This is a genomic window from Vibrio sp. Y42_MX_L11 (assembly GCF_024181785.1).
In the GTDB taxonomy this organism is placed as follows: domain Bacteria; phylum Pseudomonadota; class Gammaproteobacteria; order Enterobacterales; family Vibrionaceae; genus Vibrio; species Vibrio diabolicus.
The window spans coordinates 130,340-149,515 of record NZ_JAMZAP010000008.1 but is presented as its reverse complement, the minus strand read 5'-3'; the positions used below and the strand labels follow the sequence as shown (position 1 = coordinate 149,515).

Sequence of the window (19,176 nt, the reverse complement as noted above, 5' to 3'; positions counted from 1 at the left end):
ATCCTTACAGCTTATAAGTGTCATCTACGACAACGACAGGTTCAAAAGCTTTGTCTGACTTCATCGCTTGTTTCGTTTCTTTTTTGATATCACTATCAATCCAGTAAGTGCCATCGCCTATGATTGCACCACTGAACAGCGCCTCTGTCATGCGATTCATTGGCTTATCTGGAAACTTTAACCAGCGCCAGTGACCATAGCGGACATAAGGAACCATGTAGCCTGGGACGATAACGTGAGCATCAATGATGTCACGCTGAATCTCATGACCTAGCTGGATCTTTTTATCCATATCCATGCCAAAACGATACTCGATGATCTTTTCATCCAGTTCAGGCGTGCTGTAGTTTGTGAAAGAGTTAGTTTGCGGCTTGTTCGCATTGACTGAATGGAAATACTCCCAATACGTTGGGATCTCAGACGTACCCATATCTAAGAAAGCCAAATCGTGCTTTTTCTCACGTACGTATTTGAACATGGATGAGCCATCAACTAACTTGAGCTCAATATCCAGCCCTGCTAGCTTGGCTTGCTCACGCAAAAAGGCAATACGAGGAGTATGAACAGGTGTTCCGTAGGTCAGCTCGAAGCTTAAGCGCTCACCTTTATCATTGACACGAATACCATCAGAACCAATTTTGTTAAAGCCTGCGGCTTCGAATGCCTCGGCCGCTTTTGCGGGATCAAACTTCGGTGCCTTAGCATCTGGTAGGGTGTATTTACCATGACCATAACCGGTCGGGTTCGGTTTACGGGAGTAGTCGCCACGCATGACATTCTCTATCATGCCATCAAAGTCAATCGCGTAAGTAATGCCCTTGCGAATGTTTAAATCATCCAGCAAAGGCATCGCGGTGTTCATCCATACACCACCAGCCCCAACTGGAAATTGGTTGTAACCCCAGAACTTGTGAATGTATCCCTTTTGGTAAGGTTCCGTATTCGATTTATCATGCCACAAGCTTGGTAAAACAAGACCAAATGCGTCCAGCTTCCCTTTCTCAAAGTGCTTCATCGCGATATCACTGTCGCGAATCACTGTGATGCGGATTTTGTCGACATTATAGCGATGTTGATAATACTTATTGCTGTAACCCCACCAGTCTTCACCGACATGTTTGAAGGTCACACTTTTACCTTTTTTAATGTCATCTAGGTAGTATGCACTGGTCGTTGGTTCACTTTTAAAATTGTAGTAGCGGACAAAGTTGTCATGTATACCGTCACCATTTTCATCTTTTGAAGGGTTAGCATAAAAATGTGCGGGACGTGGGCGCAGAGCCCCCATTCGTAACAGCAATTCTTCCGGATTAAACTCTTTCGCCGCCTTAACAGCAAACGTATGAGTGTCGTACTTGATAACATCCGCAATCGTTTTGTTGTAGTAATCGTTGTACCAAGGCTCCAAGATGTCTTTGGAACGATAAAACTTCAGCATGAACACGAAATCGTCGGCAGTCACAGGTTTGCCGTCCGACCATTTGGCTTCAGGGTTGAGTTTGAAATAGACCGTTTTGTTGTCACCTGCTAACGCCCACTCGTTAGCAAGCTCAGGGATGAACTCTAAAGTATCTGGGTGGCGGACCACCAAGCCTGGTGTTTCATCTAAGATAAAAGAACGTAGCCCTGCATTAGCGTCTGGACCAACACTACGTAACGTCTGCGGGAAACTTGACATAAAGGTGCGATAAGTCCCTCCACGTTTCGCTTCTGGCGAACCATATTGAGGCTCATCCCAGTTTGTTTGCCAGTTTAAGTCGGTCGGAAGCGTTGCTGACATTGCACCAAAACTCAGGGCGCTCAGCGTGGACGCTAAAAATAATTTCTTCATAAAACTTCCCTTTTTTATGTTTTGCTCACAATGCTCGCTTAAACATAGCGTGTGAATTTTTTCGGGTCGAAAGCCGCTCGAATGGCTTCACCAATAAAGGTCACCATTACCAGAACCAGAACAATAGAAGTCACTACTGACGCAACAATCCATGGCGAATCTAAGTTTGACTTACCTTGTTGCAGTAGTTCACCCCAACTTGGCGTTGGTGGCATCAAGCCTAAGCCTAGGTAATCGAGAGCAGTCAGTGCTGTGATGTTAGCTGCAATAGTGAAAGGCGCTAGGGTTACAATCATCACCATCGTATTTGGCAAGATGTGATTAAACAAGATACGTCCAGTCGATGCCCCTAAAGCACGAGCCGCCATTACATATTCTCGTGCCGCTTCTTTATAGGTCATGGTCCGCATGTACCATGTCATACCCATCCAAGTGAAAAGCACGTTAATAGCGACAAAGAGAGCAAACGTCGGCTGAACGATTGAGACAAGAATCATAATGACGTACAAAAACGGGACCATTGACCAGATTTCGATAAGTCGCTGTACAAACAAGTCAAATTTACCGCCCCAAAAACCCATAGCACAACCGACTGCAGTACCGATCGCGTAGGAAATGGCCATGGTAAGCAACGCAAATCCCATCGCCGTTCTGAATCCGTAGACGAGTCGCGCCAAAATATCGCGACCTATCACATCTGTACCTAAATAATGCTTATTTTCGGCACTAGGTGCTGTTGGCGGGAAATCACCACTAAAATCTTGTTCATATGGGTTCCACGGCACAAGCGGCAAAATAACAAAGTTGTCGCCCCCTTCAGCCTCAAACGCTTTTTGCAGTACACGATAATCGGCTTCACTGGATGACTCTTGGCCGAATTCGCTACCTAAACGTACGTCACTGACAACAGGAAAATAGTAGCTACCATCGTACTTGACGACTAGCGCTTTACTGTTGATCAAAAGTTCGGCGAATAAAGAAAGGATCAACATGATAGAAAGAGCAACAAACGACCAATAGCCTCGTTTGATCTCTTTAAAGTGACGAATTTTCTTTTGAGTTAATGGACTAACTTTAATCATGTTACGCTCCAAACTTCACACGTGGGTCGACTAAAGCAACACAAATATCTGAAATGATGTTACCAATGAGCAGTAACAACGCATTAATGGCGACAATACCCATAACAACAGGGTAATCACGCTCCATGATTGATTCGTAACCTAATAAGCCAATGCCATCAATATTGAAGATAACTTCAATCAGGAAGGCACCGGTCATGAAGAACAACAAAGAGTTACCAAAGTGACTCGCGATTGGAATTAAGCTGTTACGCAACGCGTGCTTACGAACTGCTTTTTTGAAAGGTAATCCTTTCGCAATTGCGGTGCGGATGTAATCTGAGGAAAGGTTTTCCATCAGGTTATTTTTCATTGTCATCGTCAGCGTGGCAAAATCACCAATGAGGTAACAGATCAAAGGCAACACCGCATGCCACATAATGTCTTTAGCGCGTTCAAAGAAGGTTTCGTAATCGTCGAAGTCATCGCCGACAAAGCCTCCCATCGGAAACCATTCCAAGTGATAACTAAATAACGTGATCAGCAATACACCCACCACATAACCTGGTAGCGCGTAGCCTACGAAAATGAGTACTGAAGAAGCGGAATCAAACACAGAACCGTGCTTGAGTGCCTTATAGTAACCAAGAGGAATCGAGATAAAATAACTAATAAAGAAGGTCATGCCGCCATAAAACAACGACACTGGCAAACGCTCTGCGATCATGTCCGAGACAGGCTCGTAGTAACGCGTCGACTCGCCAAGATCTAGCATTACCAAACGACTTAACCACTCGACGTACGCTTCCGTTACAGGTTTATCCAGGCCATAAAACGCATTCAGCTCCGCGATTTGATCGTCAGAAAGGGCCGTATTACCACCCGCAGACGTCATTGATGCGGCGCCATCTCCCTGAGACTGCATTTGTGACAACATGCGTTCAACAGGTCCGCCAGGCACGAAACGAGTGATAGCAAAGATGAGAATAGTTATCCCGAGAAACGTTGGGATAACCAACGCCAAACGGCGTAAAAAGTACGACAGCATATACAACTTGCTCCTTGTCTACTGTCCAGTTCAAACGGAGTGAAAGAGGATATTTTCCGCCCAAAATGGTGCATATTTATCTCGTAGTAACTAAAACTGTTGAAGCACACTCCCTGCGCCTCAAGAGCTAGACTTTTCTACTACTGCAATAATTTCAGCGTCATATTTATCTTGAATCCACATCAGCTTCAAGTGTTTGAAACCAAAACATGACAAACTTCCTTCGATGTCGAAAAACAGAAATGTTTTTGTAAAAAATTATAAAAAACCACAAAAATAATTCATACAGAATATCAATCTAGGCTGTTTAGAGCCAAAACCCTACATAAAAATGCACCCTACACACATAAATAGACACATAATCCAAGGTTATATTTGACCTAAAAATACGAGTGAGCCCTTTAACAGCAATGGGTATCATATTTTGATACCACCTAATAAGTTCGAGCTAACAAAGTATGGATTCGATATAAAACTCATCTCAGAACAATTCACTGGAAAAATATCTTTTTCCAGATTCAATTACCCACTAAAAAACCATAGGCAAGATAAGTCATTAAAGTTTATAAGAAACACAAAATACGGTGTTTTATTGAAATTTAATCTCGATTCATAAACCTTATTCGGTTTTTTATTCCGCCTTTTAAATAAAGCCTGGTTATTTACATCTTTTTTACATTTAAGCATCCCCGTTTACCACTGGTTTGACTTCCTTTTTTCATCTCGGTTATACATTGGCCGAACGTTAACGAAATATTAACGTCACATTTGGCCGCTATGCGGCCAGACATAGGAAATAATAATAATCGGAGCAACAAGGATGTATAAAAACACAACCGCTTTATCTGTTGCGATAAGCCTTGCTTTGGGGACAGCAGCAGTTGCAGCCCCAGCAACAGCACTGGCAGAAGAGCAGCAAGTTGAAAAACTTCAAAAGATGAAAGTTACTGGTTCGCGTATCTCCACGACGGATATGGAAGGTCCTTCACCAGTTACTGTTATTAATAGTAAAGACATTGAGTCTAAAGGCTTTAACAGCGCGCAAGACGTATTGAACAGTTTGACCCAAAACACAGGTGGTGTAATGGCTCAAACAGACTCTTTCTCGTTTACACCAGCAGCGCAGTCAGTCAACTTACGTGGCCTTGGCGCGTCACGCACATTGATTCTTATTGATGGCCGTCGTCTTCCTCAATACCCGCTAGCACAAGATGGTACATCTAACTTCCAAGATATCGGCCAAATCCCTGTCGCCGCTATTGAGCGTGTTGAAGTAATGACCGACTCAGGTTCTGCTATCTACGGCTCCGACGCAATCGGTGGTGTCGTAAACTTCATTTTAAAGAAAGACTTTGATGGCGTTTCTGTAAAAGTACGCGCGGGTGACGCGACGGATGGTGGTTACCAAAATGGTCGTTTAGACGTTGTAGCTGGCAAAAACTTTGACGACAAACGTATTCTCTTCGTTGGCCAATTTGCGGGCAACGAAATGCTAAAGCAATCTGACCGAGATGATTGGGCTGGCGATGACGGTTCTAGCCGTTCTCAGCTAAGTGGCTACTCTAGCTACGGTGCAAACTTTGAAGGCGCCAACGGAACACTTCTAACACCAGCTGATGCTGGTTCTTCCTGTAAAGAAGTCGTTGGTGATGCCGCGATTGAACGAGCGGATGGAAAGTGTGGTGTTAACCGCTCTGCATACCGAACATTAAAACCAGAAAACAAACAAGTAGACCTACTTTTACGTGGTGAAATGGACATTAACGACAATGTCACTGCCATGGCAGAAGCCCGTTTTGGCTACAAGTCTACAGAATCTGAATTCGAACCTAACCCTTACAGCGTTGAAGTTGATGCCACTCACTTCCGCGGCGAAGGCGAATACACTCGCCGTATGGTCGAATTTGGACCACGCGAAAGTAACACTGAAGCCGATTCTTTTGGCTTAACCTTAGGCTTGAACGGCCTGCTTGCTGATACGTATGATTGGGACCTATCCGCTGGTTACTCTGAGCAAAGCGTTGAAACAAGCAACCCAGCAATCTTCCTAACTCTCGACCAAGCTGTACAAAATGGTGATGTCGATCTTCTAGGGCCTATCTCTCAAGACGTTGTAGACAAATACAGCGGCACTTCAAGCAAAGAAGCTTACTCAAAGCTTTACTCTGTTAACGGCTCACTGGCTGGTGATTTGGTTGAACTTCCTGCAGGTATGTCTGGCTTTGCTGTTTATGGTGAATGGAACCGTACTGACTACAATGAGACGATTGATGCGACAACAGCAGCTGGTGGTTTCTCTGGTCTAGGTGGAACATCAGGCGGCGGTGACCGCGATCAGATTGGTCTTGGTGTTGAAGCTCTTATTCCTATCATTGAAGATTTAGAAATGACTGTCGCTGGTCGTTACGACCACTACTTCGACGACTCGGCAACTGGCGGCGCATTCACTCCTAAAGTAGCCCTAGCATACCGTCCTACTGACACCCTATTGCTACGTGGTAGCTACGGTCTAGGCTTCCGAGCTCCAGACTTGAAGCGACTATTTGGTGATCAAACTCGAGGCTTTGGTTCTGGTTTTGACCCTGTGCTTTGTGCCAACGCTGGTGGTAGCGGCCCACAAGATAAAGACAAGTACCCAGAGTGTGATACTCAGTACTTCGATACGCTTAATGGCCCTAACTCTGAGCTGAAAGAAGAAACAAGTACAAACATTAACTTGGGCCTAGCGTGGGAGCCTGTGGATGATCTTGGTGTAACTGTTGACTGGTACCACATCAAGATGGAAGACGTCGTAACAGCACCAACTTACCAAGACGTAATTAACGATCCAGGTAAATACCCAGGTACTGAAGTCGTTCGTAACCCAGATGGCACCATCAAGTCGGTATCCTATGGTCCAGTGAACCAGTCGTATGAAGAGCGTTCTGGTATTGACCTAGCGATCAAATACGCATACGACACTAATGAGTTCGGTTCATTTAACACGCGTGTTGCTGTAACGAAGATCTTGATTGCTGAATATCAAGAAAACGACAGCGAGCCTGTAACGGATGAAAGAGATTTCATGCCTGAATACACCGCAACGTTAAATCTTGGCTGGGCATATGAAGATGTCGCTATCAACCTATTTGGTAAATACCGCGACCGTATGTGTTCAAGCTACGCAAACCGTTACTACTTTGATGACTGTGATTCTGCTAAAAAAGCGGGTTACAAAGCAGAAATCGCTAGTATGACAACGTGGAACCTAACGGCTTCTTACCAATTCAACGAGAGTGGTCGTGTAACTCTTGGTGCTATCAACATGTTTGACAAAGTACCGCCTGCAGATCCTCTAAGCGATACCTCTCCATTCTATGCAACTGGGTATGACGATCCAATCGGACGTCAGCTATACGTCGAGGCATCATACGACTTCTAAAAAATATTTGGCGCGGGTTTTCCGCGCCCTTTTCGACTGACTAAAACACTGACAAGGATGCAACCATGAAATTCAAGGAATTTGGTCTCAGTGCCATAGCTGCAGCATTGCTTACTATCAGTAGTAGCTCTATAGCGGCCAACTCTGGTGCTGTCGTTTCCACACAAGCAAAAGCAAATCAATCTTCAGAAGCTTCGCAACAAAAAATCGACAATTATGCCGAAAGTACTGAAGGCATGTTGGCAGAATACAAAGGCTTACTACGTCAAATCGACAGCATGAAAGTCTACAACGAGCAAATTAATCGTATGGTTCAATCACAGCAAGGTGAATTGGACTCATTAAATAACCAAATTGCTCAGATCGATCAAACGGCAACAGAAGTAGTGCCACTAACACTTAAAATGATCGATGCACTCGATGAGTTTGTGACTCTCGATCTGCCTTTCCAGAAAAAAGAACGTAATAAACGTGTCCAAGAACTGCGTCGTCTCATGGATCGCGCCGACGTAACGACTTCTGAGAAATTCCGTAAAGTGATGGAAGCCTACCAAATTGAAGAAGGCTTCTCTCGCTCAATTGAATCTTACAAAGCTAGCCTAGATAGAAATGGGGAAACCGTGACTTACGATTTCCTACGTATTGGTCGCACGGCGCTTTTATTCCAATCTCCAGACGGTGGTGAGACAGGTATGTGGAACCAACAAACACGTCAATGGGAAACATTACCGGAAAGCTACCGCATAGCGGTACAGCAAGGCCTTCGTATCGCGAAGAAGCAAGCGCCACCAGCGCTAATCAAATTGCCTGTATATGCTGGGGAGGAATAAGAGATGAAAGGATTCAAAACTCTAGCCGCTGGTCTACTAGCGAGCTTATTTATGGCTTCAGGCGTACAAGCAGAAACGCCTAAAAACCTATCTGAACTACTCAAAAACGTAAAATCAGAAAGCATCGTTGAGTCAAAAGAGAATAAAGCCCGTGAAGCTGAGTTCAAGAACAACCGAGATAAGCAAGCGGCATTATTGCAACAGGCTCGTGAAGAGCTAGCTTCACAGCAAGCACTGGGCGATCAACTTAAAGCGACATTTGATGAAAACGATAAGCAGCTGACTGAACTAACAGAAACCTTACGTGTTCGCTCTGGTACTTTGGGCGAAATGTTTGGTGTGGTCCGCCAATATGCGGGCGAGTTTAAAGGCTTATTTGCAGCCTCTCAAAACGCAGTTCAGTTCCCAGAGCGTGACGCGCTACTAACGAAACTGGCTGAAAGCAAAGAACTGCCATCAACACAAGAGCTAGAAGCATTCTGGCATACCATTCTTCAACAAGTGGTTGCCTCAGGCGAGACAGCAACAACCCAAGCCACGGTTGTTTATGGCGAAGGTAAAGAAGCGGTTCGCGATGTTACTCTTGTCGGTGAATTTAACGCGATTGCCGATGGTAAGTACGTTACTTATGTACCTCAAACAGGTAAGTTCGAAGAACTCTCTCGACAGCCTCGCACCAATATTACGCGTCATGTTGCAGGCTTTGAGTCAGCGTCAAACAGCTATGAGCCACTGTTTATTGACCCATCCCGTGGTGTAATTCTGTCTCTACTTGTACAAAGCCCTACCGTTCAAGAACGTATTGATCAAGGTGGCATTGTAGGTTACGTCATCCTTGGTATGGGTGCAGTTGGCGCTATCATTGCTCTAGTTTGCTTCCTACGCCTTCAAGTGATTGGCGGTAAAATGCGTAAGCAAGCGAAATCAGAAACCGTGATTCCTGGTAACCCTCTGGGTGAAGTTATCCAAGCTTACCAAGAGCACAAAGGTGACAACCTTGAAGATCTGGAAGCGAAACTGGACGAAATCATCCTACGTAACGCACCGAGCATTGAACGCTTTATCAGCTCAATCAAACTGTTCGCTTCTGTAGCACCACTTCTAGGTCTACTGGGTACGGTTATGGGTATGATCGGTACGTTCCAAGCAATCACACTATTTGGTACAGGTGATCCTAAGCTAATGGCTGGCGGTATCTCTGAAGCACTTGTTACTACGATGCTTGGTCTGGTTGTCGCAATTCCTCTACTGTTCCTGTACACCATCGTACACAGTAAAGGTCGTCGTTTGGTTCAAACTCTTGAAGAACAGAGTGCAGGCTTCATCGCTCGCTATCAGGAAAAACTACATAAAGCCGAAAGCTAAGGAGGCGTTATGTGGTGGTTAGTTGGAGAACTTGAATCAATTAGGCGCTTCTTGGGAATGGGTGGCGATGTACTCGTCGCCATCTTCATCCTCAGCTTTATGCTTTGGGCAGTATTGTTAGAACGTTGGTTCTATTTTGCTGCCGTCGCTCCAAAAGCCATGAAAAAAGCCGTTGGCTCATGGCAGGGGCGATCAGAGCACCAGAGCTGGAACGCTAAGATGATCCGACAAGAAATTGTTTCTCGTCAGGACATTGAGAATAAAAAGGGCCTGCCAATCGTGAAAGTGTTGATTGCGCTTTGTCCCTTACTGGGTTTGCTCGGCACCGTTGTTGGCATGATCCAAGTATTCGACATCTTAGCGGTAACAGGAACAGGAAGCCCTCGAGCAATGGCCTCGGGGATCTCAAAGGCAACAATCCCAACGTTAGCCGGGATGGTGGCTTCTCTATCAGGACTGTTCTTTAGTTCACGTCTTGATCATTTAGCCAAAGTCACAACGCAAAAGCTGGAAGATAAGCTAAAGCATATTGCCTGAGTAAATGGAATTAGAGGTATAGGTCATGAAAAGACGCTATAGCAGTGATAGCAGTGATGAAACCGCTATCGATATGACACCGATGCTCGACATCGTATTCATCATGTTGATCTTCTTTATCGTAACAACATCGTTCGTAAAAGAAGCTGGTCTAGAAGTAAACCGCCCGACGGCAAGCTCTGCGCAAACCGTGAAAAAAGGTAACATCATGGTCGCAGTTGGTGCGGCGGGTGATGTTTGGGTTGATAAACGCCGCATCGAAGTGGACGCGGTTCGCGCGAATATTGAACGTCTTCGTGCAGAAAGCCCTGATGGCGCAGTTGTTATCCAAGCCGACACAGAAGCAAATGCTGGCGTAGTCGTGAAGGTTATGGACCAGATCAAAATGGCAGGTGTAGAAAGCATCTCCATTGCCGCAACCAATAAGGATTAAGCTTATGCGGTATCTGGCCTCAATTGCACTGGCGCTCATTGTCTCCCTCGGGTTGTTCTGGGGGATGGACAAGCTAGTAAACAAAGAGCGCCACGAGTTAGTGTCGAATGATGACCTGCGTATGGTCGAGTTTATTCGCATTAAACCAGACGAAAAAATACAGGAGAAAAAACGCGAACTTCCAAAGCCACCACCGCCTAAGCGTCCGCCGCCGCCGCCAGAAATGAAAGTGACAGCGACAGTAAAACCGGTGATGGAGCAGACCCCAATGGATATGCCAAAGCTTGACCTACCCGTAAATGTTACAGGTGGTTCGGTGCTTGGACATTATAGCCAGGGTGGAGGTGCGCAACTCGCGGGTAGCGGAGGTCCAACACCTCTAGCGACATTCCAACCTCAAATGCCTAGGAAAGCTGCGAAAGCAGGAATAGAAAAAGGGGTCGTCTTATTAGAGTTTACTGTCAACGCACGTGGTGCCGTAGAGGACATCAAAGTTCTTAAAGAGCAACCACGACGCTTAGGCCTCGGTCGAGCGGCAAGAAAAACAGTCTCTAAATGGACATTTAAACCAAAATTGGTTGACGGGAAACCTGTTAGCTCGCGCCTATCGCAAGAAATAGAGTTCTCAACCAATTAAGGAGTCACGATGAAAAGTTTATGGAAAAGCAAAGTGGCTTCTTTAATTCTCTTCGTAGGAGTGGCAATGGCCGCTCCTACGATGGCAAAAGAAGCTCCTCAGTTATCAGATCGGACATTTCGAACCGTTAACAAAGTGCAAGAGTTGATCGCAACTGAAAAATATTCAGCAGCGAAAGAAAAACTAGCAAGCGCTTTAGAAAGCACAAGTTCGAAAAAATACGACCGAGCAGTTTTACTTCAGCAGACTGGCTTTTTGTATTCGCTACAAGACAATTATGTGCAAGCAGCAAAATACTTTGCCGAAGCATTACAGCTCGACGCACTTCCCGTTCCTGTTGCTCAACAAGTTCGCTACAGCTTGGCTCAGCTTTACCTAGCTGAAGAAAAGTATACGTTGTCTGTAAAAACGATGAAGGAATGGTTCAAGGTTGCAGAAACAACCAAAGAGAAGCCTCAAGCTCATGCTTATATCACGTTAGCGAGCGCTTATGTTCAGTTGGAAGATTACAAAAATGCAATCCCGCCAACCAAAAAAGCCATCGCGATGAGCAAGAGCCCAAGTGAGTCTTGGTACTTAATTCTCGTTGCATCTCACTACGAGTTAGGCCAGCTGAAAAGCGTTGCCAGTGTACTCAAAACTCTGACTTCAAAGTACCCTCAGAAAAAGCGTTACTGGATGCAACTTTCTGGTGTCTACATGGAGCTAGGTCAAGAACGCAACTCTCTAGCCACCCTAGAAATGGTTTACAAAATGGGGAAACTAGAAGGAGAGAAGGAATATTTACGCTTTGTAAACTTCTTGGCTTATCAAGGTATTCCATATAAAGCAGCCAAAACTCTTGACAAGGAAATGGCAGCTGGAAACATTGAAAAGACGAAGGAAAACTATGACCGCCTAGCCAGTTTCTGGCAGCAAGCTAAAGAGCTAGATAAATCAATTCTCGCTTATAAAAAGTCATATAACCTCGCTCCTTCTGCTAAAACGCAAATTCAGATTGCTCGCTTAATGATACAAGACAAGCAGTATTCTGAAGCAACTCGTTTTGTAGAAAGCGCGGCATCCAGTGCCTCTAAAGAGCAAAAGGCAGAACTTGAATACATTCGCGGGATGGCCTATTTCGAGCTTAAGCAACCACAAAAGGCCTTGCAGGCGATGAAAGGCGCTGCTCAATCGCCAAAATTCAGGTCAACCGTTAGCCCTTGGATAAATTTCCTAGAGTCTCAAGGATAATTCGAAGATTAAGTGTGAGTCAGTCGCACGCCTGGGGAAGTGAAAGCTTCCCCTTTTTTCCGTTTTATCTTTATTAACCCCTATTTTTAACCAGAGTCACTCACGCAAGCCAAATCGGGACTCTAAACCTAAAATCAGCACACTAAACGGTTGTAGAAATGGTTTTAATAACAGAGTGCGCGGATGGTAAGTCCTGTACCACGCTCCTTCTTCGCTGTTTAGGAACACTCTGGCGTAAGTAACTATTTCATCTGGGACGATCACAGACAGAAAGATCAACTGGTAACAAAATAGAGATCATGATACTCTTCGCCTCCATTTTTCTGGCGGGATTATCACCAATATCCACCCCTTTGGTGGTTGATTTCTCAATGCCAGTGCTATCGTTATAAGAATGTCGAACTTTCCTTCGGCACTCAATCAATCCAATCAAAAGTGGAACAGTACAATGGGCAAAGGTACTCTCTATATCGTATCTGCACCTAGCGGCGCAGGTAAATCTAGCTTGATCTCAGCGATGTTGGAACGCAACCCAACCTACGCAATGAAAGTGTCTGTGTCTCACACCACGCGCAACATGCGACCTGGTGAAGAAAATGGTGTCCACTACCATTTTGTAGCGAAAGATGAGTTTGAAGCCCTGATCGCTAAAGGTGACTTCCTAGAATACGCAGAAGTGTTTGGTAATTATTACGGCACATCTCGTGTATGGATTGAAGAAACACTAAATAAAGGTATCGACGTTTTTCTAGATATCGACTGGCAAGGCGCACGCCAAATCCGTGAACAAATGCCAGAAGCCAAAAGCATCTTCATCCTGCCACCATCAAACGGTGAGTTAGAGCGTCGCTTGAACACTCGTGGTCAAGATAGCGATGAAGTGATCGCAAAGCGTATGGCTGAAGCCAAGTCGGAAATCTCTCATTACAACGAGTACGACTACGTGATCGTAAACGACGATTTTGATACCGCTTTGATGGATTTTAAAGCTATCTTGCGTGCTGAAAGATTGAAGGAAGAAAAGCAAGCTGCTAAATATAAAGGTATGCTTGACGCGTTGTTAGCAGAGTAACTTCAAAAAAGTCACGCTGTAAAACATAAAGAATTTCCCGTTTTTTGCCCAGTGCGAAAAACACAATAAACTACCTGAGAAAGTCCACAAACGGTGGCTTGTCTAATTGCTAGTAAATAAAGTAGTTAGGTTGTATACTTTCTCGTCATTCTAAAATTTTAGTTAACTATTTGGAGTCCTCATGGCACGCGTAACTGTTCAAGACGCTGTTGAAAAAGTTGGCAACCGTTTCGACCTAGTACTGATTGCGGCTCGCCGCGCTCGTCAAATGCAAACTGGCGGTAAAGATGCACTAGTGCCAGAAGAGAACGATAAGCCAACGGTTATCGCTCTACGCGAAATCGAAGAAGGTTTAATTACTAAAGAAGTTCTAGACGCTCGTGAACGTCAAGAACAGCAAGAGCAAGAAGCGGCAGAGCTAGCGGCAGTAAGCAGCATCGCTCACAACCGTTAATTCTGACTTTAGAATTCAACAACCTCCCGGGCCTATAATTTGTATCTATTCGATAGCCTCAAAGACGTTGCCCAAGAATACCTAACAGAGCCTCAGATTGAGGCTCTGCGTCAATCTTATGTGGTAGCGAGAGATGCCCATGAAGGGCAAACCCGCTCTAGCGGTGAACCATACATCATCCACCCTGTCGCTGTGGCTCGTATCTTGGCCGAAATGCGCCTTGATATCGAAACCCTCCAAGCTGCTTTGCTGCATGACGTCATTGAAGACTGTGATGTAACTAAAGAAGATCTCGAAGAGAAATTCGGCAACACTGTCGCAGAATTGGTTGATGGTGTATCTAAACTGGACAAACTCAAATTCCGCGATAGGAAAGAGGCTCAGGCTGAGAACTTTCGTAAGATGGTTCTGGCCATGGTGCAAGATATCCGCGTCATTCTGATCAAACTGGCTGACCGCACGCATAACATGCGTACGCTTGGCGCGCTTCGACCAGATAAAAAGCGTCGTATTGCTCGTGAAACGTTAGAAATTTACGCGCCCCTCGCTCATCGTCTTGGTATTCACAATATCAAAACCGAACTCGAAGAGTTGGGCTTTGAGGCGCTATATCCCAACCGCTACCGCGTACTGAAAGAAGTGGTTAAAGCCGCACGTGGTAATCGTAAAGAGATGATCCAACGCATTCACAGCGAAATAGAAGGCCGTCTGCAAGATTTTGGCTTGAATGCTCGCGTCGTTGGTCGTGAGAAAAACCTGTTCTCTATCTATAACAAGATGAAAACCAAAGAACAGCGCTTTCATACCATCATGGATATCTATGCGTTCCGAGTCGTTGTTGATACCGCTGATACTTGTTATCGCGTTTTAGGCCAAGTACACAGCTTGTATAAGCCACGTCCTGGTCGCATGAAAGATTACATCGCGGTACCAAAGGCGAACGGCTATCAATCGCTACACACTTCCATGGTTGGCCCACACGGCGTACCTGTTGAAGTTCAGATCCGTACTGAAGATATGGATCAAATGGCGGACAAAGGTGTCGCGGCACACTGGTCTTACAAAGACAAAGGCGACAAGTCTGGCACCACTGCGCAAGTGAAAGCTCAGCGTTGGATGCAAAGCCTGTTAGAGCTACAACAAAGCGCGGGTAACTCATTCGAATTCATTGAAAACGTAAAATCCGATCTTTTCCCAGATGAGATTTACGTCTTCACACCAAAAGGTCGTATCGTTGAATTGCCTTTAGGCGCAACGGCTGTCGACTTTGCCTATGCCGTACATACCGATGTAGGCAACTCTTGTGTTGGTGCTCGTGTTGATCGTAACCCTTACCCATTGAGTAAGGCATTGAAAAACGGTCAGACGGTGGAAATTATCAGTGCCCCTGGTGCGCGTCCGAATGCGGCATGGCTGAACTATGTCGTGACTTCTCGTGCCCGCACTAAGATTCGACAAGTACTGAAAACGATGCGTCGTGAAGAGTCGATTACTTTAGGTCGTCGTCTACTTAATCACGCACTTGGCCGTCACTCGATTGATTCAATTTATCCAGAAAATATCCAAGAAGTCTTGAATGATCTTCGCCTAGAAAGCATTGATGATTTATTGGCTGCTATTGGATTGGGTGAGTTGATGAGCATTGTGATCGCACGTCGGCTCCTTGGTGACACCGAAGAGCTCACGACAACAAGCTCAATCCCAACGGACTCGAAGAAGAAGCTTCCGATTCGTGGCGCAGAAGGCTTATTGCTGACGTTTGCAAATTGTTGTCATCCTATCCCAGATGATCACATTATTGCTCACGTATCGCCTGGTCGTGGTTTGGTTGTTCACCGAGAAACATGTCCGAATGTTCGTGGTTATCAGAAAGAGCCAGACCGTTATATGGCTGTCGCTTGGTCTGAAGACTACGATAAAGAGTTCATTGCTGAACTTAAAGTCGACATGCTTAACAACCAAGGTGCTCTTGCAGAACTTACCAACGTGATCTCGAAAACAGGATCAAACATTCATGGCCTTTCAACGGAAGAACGTGATGGTCGTCTATACACTGTGACTGTGCTGTTGACGACGAAAGATCGTGTCCACCTTGCTGGTATCATGCGTAAGATTAAGGCAATGCCTCAAGCAACCCGAGTCAGACGCAGAAAGAACTAACCTCTATCGCCACCTACTCTGTTAGGTGGCGATTTTTTATACCTCAATAAATATGAACCTAGAACGTTACAACCGTATTCACCAAGTCCTAAAAACTCGCCAAACTGATCTGACACTTTGTCTCGAAGAAGTACATAAGCCAAACAACGTCTCTGCTGTGATCCGCACCGCTGACGCGACAGGCTTACACAAAGTTCACGCAATTTGGCCAGACAAAATGCGTACGCTGAGCCATACCTCAGCTGGCGCGCGTAACTGGGTTGAAGTGGATACTCACGATTCGATTGAAACTGCGATTACCGAACTCAAAGCGCAAGGTATGCAGGTTTTGGTGACCAATCTTTCGGACACCGCCGTCGATTTTCGCGAGATCGACTACACCAGACCAACGGCAATCATTTTAGGCAGTGAAAAAGTTGGCGCTTCGGAGCAAGCCAAACAGCTTGCCGATCAAGACATTATTATCCCAATGGTGGGCATGGTGCAGTCACTAAACGTATCGGTTGCCAGTGCCGTAATTTTGTATGAAGCGCAACGTCAACGTGAAGCCGCAGGCATGTACGACCGAGAAGAAAGCGCTCTGCCTAAAGAGACAATCAACCGTATTCTCTTTGAACGTGGTCACCCAGTGCTGGCAAAGGTCGCGAAACGAAAAGGGCTCGTTTACCCACCACTCGATGAAGAAGGTCAAATCATCGCCGATGACGCGTGGTGGCAAGAGATGCAAAGCAAGTAACAGACTTTCGTCATCCTGAACGGCGGCGAAGGAGCGTGGTTCAGGATCTAATTCTCAAATATACAGATGCTGATAGTGTTAACTTCAGCGACATACTTGTTGAAAATAGAATCCTGATGTCGCTAAAGCTCCTCGGAATGATAGGTTATCAGTCAAATCATGACACTAACTAAAGCATGACTATTTTTTCCTGTACAAAAACACAGCTCCATGGTTAACATACTGCTATGTTAACCATTTTCTTGAGCCCTCTATGTCCGCCCAAATGTTATCTGGCGTCCCATTAACCTCCCTTTCTGGAGTTGGCGCGAAAGTCGCAGAAAAACTCGCCAAAGTTGGCTTACATAGCGTTCAAGATTTGCTGTTTCACCTTCCGTTACGCTACGAAGATCGTACTCGTATTTACCCTATTGCCAAACTGCATGCTGGCCTTTGGGCGGCCGTGCAAGGTAAGGTCATGGCAGTCGACACCATCTTCGGTAAGCGCAAAATGCTAACGGTAAAAATCAGCGACGGTAATGGCACTATCACGCTGCGCTTTTTCAACTTTACCGCAGCCATGAAGAACAATTTCACGCAAGGTAAGTTAGTACATGCTTACGGTGAAATTAAGCGCGGTGGCATGGGTTTGGAAATTGTTCATCCTGACTACAAGTTTTACGTCAGCGAGCAAAAGCCCGATGTAGAACAGAGCTTAACCCCTGTTTATCCCACCACCGATGGATTGCGTCAAATCACATTGCGCAACCTTACCGAACAAGCTTTAGCCCTGCTTGATAAAACCGCAGTGCAGGAATTACTTCCAGCGGGGTTGTATGACCATCAAATCACGATGTCGCAAGCACTGCACACCATTCATCGCCCACCACCAACCATTAATTTAGATGAGTTTGACGAAGGCAAACATCCTGCCCAAATCCGCTTGATCATGGAAGAATTGCTCGCACAAAACTTATCGATGCTGGCGGTGCGTAGCAAAGGTCAGAAGGATTCAGCGCTACCTCTCGGTCCTTGTAATAAACTAAAAACGCAGCTTTTAGCCCAACTGCCTTTCTCTCCTACAAACGCTCAAACCCGAGTCGTACAAGAGATTGAAGCCGATCTAGAAAAACCGCACCCAATGATGCGATTAGTGCAAGGCGATGTTGGTTCGGGGAAAACATTGGTTGCCGCCTTGGCCGCTGTTAGAGCCATTGAGCATGGCCATCAGGTGGCACTCATGGCGCCAACCGAACTATTGGCCGAGCAACACGCTATCAACTTCGCAAACTGGTTTGAGAGAATGGGCATTCAAGTCGGTTGGTTAGCGGGCAAACTCAAAGGTAAGGCAAAGGAAGCCGAGCTGGCTCGTATTGCCAGTGGTGAAGCGCAAATGGTAGTGGGTACTCACGCGCTATTCCAAGAGCACGTTGAATTTCATCACCTTGCTTTGGTCATCATTGATGAACAGCACCGCTTCGGTGTCCATCAGCGATTAGAATTGCGTGAAAAAGGTGCAAAACAAGGCGCTTATCCACATCAGCTCATCATGACAGCAACGCCGATTCCGCGAACGTTAGCCATGACTGCTTATGCTGACTTAGAAACGTCGGTGATTGACGAGTTACCGCCAGGTCGAACACCAATCCAGACTGTCGCGATTCCAGACACCAAACGCAATGATATCGTCGAACGTGTCCGAAATGCCTGCTTAAACGAAGGCAAGCAGGCATATTGGGTGTGTACCCTGATTGATGAGTCGGAAGTATTAGAAGCGCAAGCCGCGGCAGATACCGCAGAAGAGCTTCAACGTAAGCTACCGGACGTAAAAATTGGTCTAGTACACGGACGAATGAAGCCGGCAGAGAAACAAGCGGTGATGCAAGATTTCAAAGACAATAAACTGCATTTGCTGGTCGCAACGACAGTGATTGAAGTTGGTGTGGATGTGCCAAACTCTAGCTTGATGATCATAGAAAACCCTGAACGTCTTGGTTTGGCACAATTACACCAGTTAAGAGGTCGCGTGGGCCGAGGTTCCGTTGCTAGCCATTGTGTGCTGCTGTACCACTCTCCGCTGTCAAAAACCGCGCAAAAACGTCTCGGAGTACTACGTGAAAGTAACGATGGCTTCGTCATTGCGCAGAAAGACCTAGAAATTCGTGGCCCTGGAGAACTATTGGGTACAAAGCAGACAGGTCTTGCTGATTTCAAAATCGCAGACTTAGTTCGAGATCAACGCCTGATTCCCGAAGTTCAGCGTATTGCGCGTCATATTCATGACAATTACCCGACTAACGCAACAGCAATTATCGATCGCTGGTTGGGTGAGCGGGATATTTACTCCAAAGCGTAATGATTGAAAGCGAGCCAAATGGC

The 19,176-nt window shown here is 45.7% G+C and carries 15 protein-coding genes; 12 read left to right on the top strand and 3 right to left on the bottom strand.

The window, feature by feature from the left end; translation table 11 throughout:
* Positions 1 to 4 precede the first annotated feature (4 nt).
* From NL643_RS10645 to NL643_RS10635, 3 genes are read right to left on the bottom strand one after another with little or no spacing between them, the layout of a single operon-like run.
* On the bottom strand, positions 5 to 1,831 hold the full coding sequence (locus tag NL643_RS10645) for an extracellular solute-binding protein (protein ID WP_158157112.1): 1,827 nt from the start codon (positions 1,829 to 1,831) through the stop codon (positions 5 to 7).
* 38 nt (positions 1,832 to 1,869) lie between these two features.
* Complete coding sequence (locus tag NL643_RS10640; protein ID WP_005379369.1) at positions 1,870 to 2,913, bottom strand: ABC transporter permease; 1,044 nt, start codon at positions 2,911 to 2,913, stop codon at positions 1,870 to 1,872.
* A gap of 1 nt (position 2,914) precedes the next feature.
* Complete coding sequence (locus NL643_RS10635) at positions 2,915 to 3,940, bottom strand: ABC transporter permease subunit (protein ID WP_005384771.1); 1,026 nt, start codon at positions 3,938 to 3,940, stop codon at positions 2,915 to 2,917.
* 820 nt (positions 3,941 to 4,760) lie between these two features.
* Between NL643_RS10635 and NL643_RS10630 the strand changes: the two genes are divergently transcribed.
* From NL643_RS10630 to recG, 12 genes are all read left to right on the top strand, one after another.
* Positions 4,761 to 7,361 carry a TonB-dependent siderophore receptor gene (locus tag NL643_RS10630; RefSeq protein WP_017634998.1) on the top strand — a complete coding sequence of 867 codons (2,601 nt, stop codon included), beginning with the start codon at positions 4,761 to 4,763 and terminating at the stop codon, positions 7,359 to 7,361.
* 65 nt (positions 7,362 to 7,426) lie between these two features.
* The gene (locus NL643_RS10625; RefSeq protein ID WP_005379365.1) at positions 7,427 to 8,191 is read left to right on the top strand and encodes a DUF3450 domain-containing protein; all 765 of its coding nucleotides are present in this window, start codon (positions 7,427 to 7,429) and stop codon (positions 8,189 to 8,191) included.
* 3 nt (positions 8,192 to 8,194) lie between these two features.
* The gene (locus tag NL643_RS10620; protein ID WP_017634999.1) at positions 8,195 to 9,556 is read left to right on the top strand and encodes a MotA/TolQ/ExbB proton channel family protein; all 1,362 of its coding nucleotides are present in this window, start codon (positions 8,195 to 8,197) and stop codon (positions 9,554 to 9,556) included.
* Between the two features lie 9 nt (positions 9,557 to 9,565).
* Positions 9,566 to 10,093 carry a MotA/TolQ/ExbB proton channel family protein gene (locus tag NL643_RS10615; RefSeq protein WP_005379363.1) on the top strand — a complete coding sequence of 176 codons (528 nt, stop codon included), beginning with the start codon at positions 9,566 to 9,568 and terminating at the stop codon, positions 10,091 to 10,093.
* Between the two features lie 25 nt (positions 10,094 to 10,118).
* Complete coding sequence (locus tag NL643_RS10610) at positions 10,119 to 10,526, top strand: biopolymer transporter ExbD (RefSeq protein WP_005379359.1); 408 nt, start codon at positions 10,119 to 10,121, stop codon at positions 10,524 to 10,526.
* Between the two features lie 4 nt (positions 10,527 to 10,530).
* Positions 10,531 to 11,163 (top strand): energy transducer TonB, encoded by a 633-nt coding sequence (locus NL643_RS10605; protein WP_005379353.1) that lies wholly within the window; start codon positions 10,531 to 10,533, stop codon positions 11,161 to 11,163.
* A gap of 9 nt (positions 11,164 to 11,172) precedes the next feature.
* On the top strand, positions 11,173 to 12,396 hold the full coding sequence (locus tag NL643_RS10600) for a lipopolysaccharide assembly protein LapB (RefSeq protein WP_064376868.1): 1,224 nt from the start codon (positions 11,173 to 11,175) through the stop codon (positions 12,394 to 12,396).
* 448 nt (positions 12,397 to 12,844) lie between these two features.
* Positions 12,845 to 13,468: a guanylate kinase gene (gene gmk / locus NL643_RS10595; protein ID WP_005379347.1), complete on the top strand. Its 624-nt coding sequence runs from the start codon at positions 12,845 to 12,847 to the stop codon at positions 13,466 to 13,468.
* 181 nt (positions 13,469 to 13,649) lie between these two features.
* Positions 13,650 to 13,922 carry a DNA-directed RNA polymerase subunit omega gene (gene rpoZ, locus NL643_RS10590; protein ID WP_005379346.1) on the top strand — a complete coding sequence of 91 codons (273 nt, stop codon included), beginning with the start codon at positions 13,650 to 13,652 and terminating at the stop codon, positions 13,920 to 13,922.
* Between the two features lie 39 nt (positions 13,923 to 13,961).
* Positions 13,962 to 16,082: a bifunctional GTP diphosphokinase/guanosine-3',5'-bis pyrophosphate 3'-pyrophosphohydrolase gene (spoT, locus tag NL643_RS10585; RefSeq protein WP_005379340.1), complete on the top strand. Its 2,121-nt coding sequence runs from the start codon at positions 13,962 to 13,964 to the stop codon at positions 16,080 to 16,082.
* 52 nt (positions 16,083 to 16,134) lie between these two features.
* Entirely contained in the window at positions 16,135 to 16,818 is a 684-nt protein-coding gene (trmH, locus tag NL643_RS10580) for a tRNA (guanosine(18)-2'-O)-methyltransferase TrmH (protein WP_017635001.1), read from the top strand.
* Positions 16,819 to 17,071: 253 nt separating this feature from the next.
* A complete protein-coding gene (recG, locus tag NL643_RS10575; protein ID WP_033905919.1) occupies positions 17,072 to 19,153 on the top strand; it encodes an ATP-dependent DNA helicase RecG in 2,082 nt (693 codons plus the stop codon).
* Positions 19,154 to 19,176: the final 23 nt, after the last annotated feature.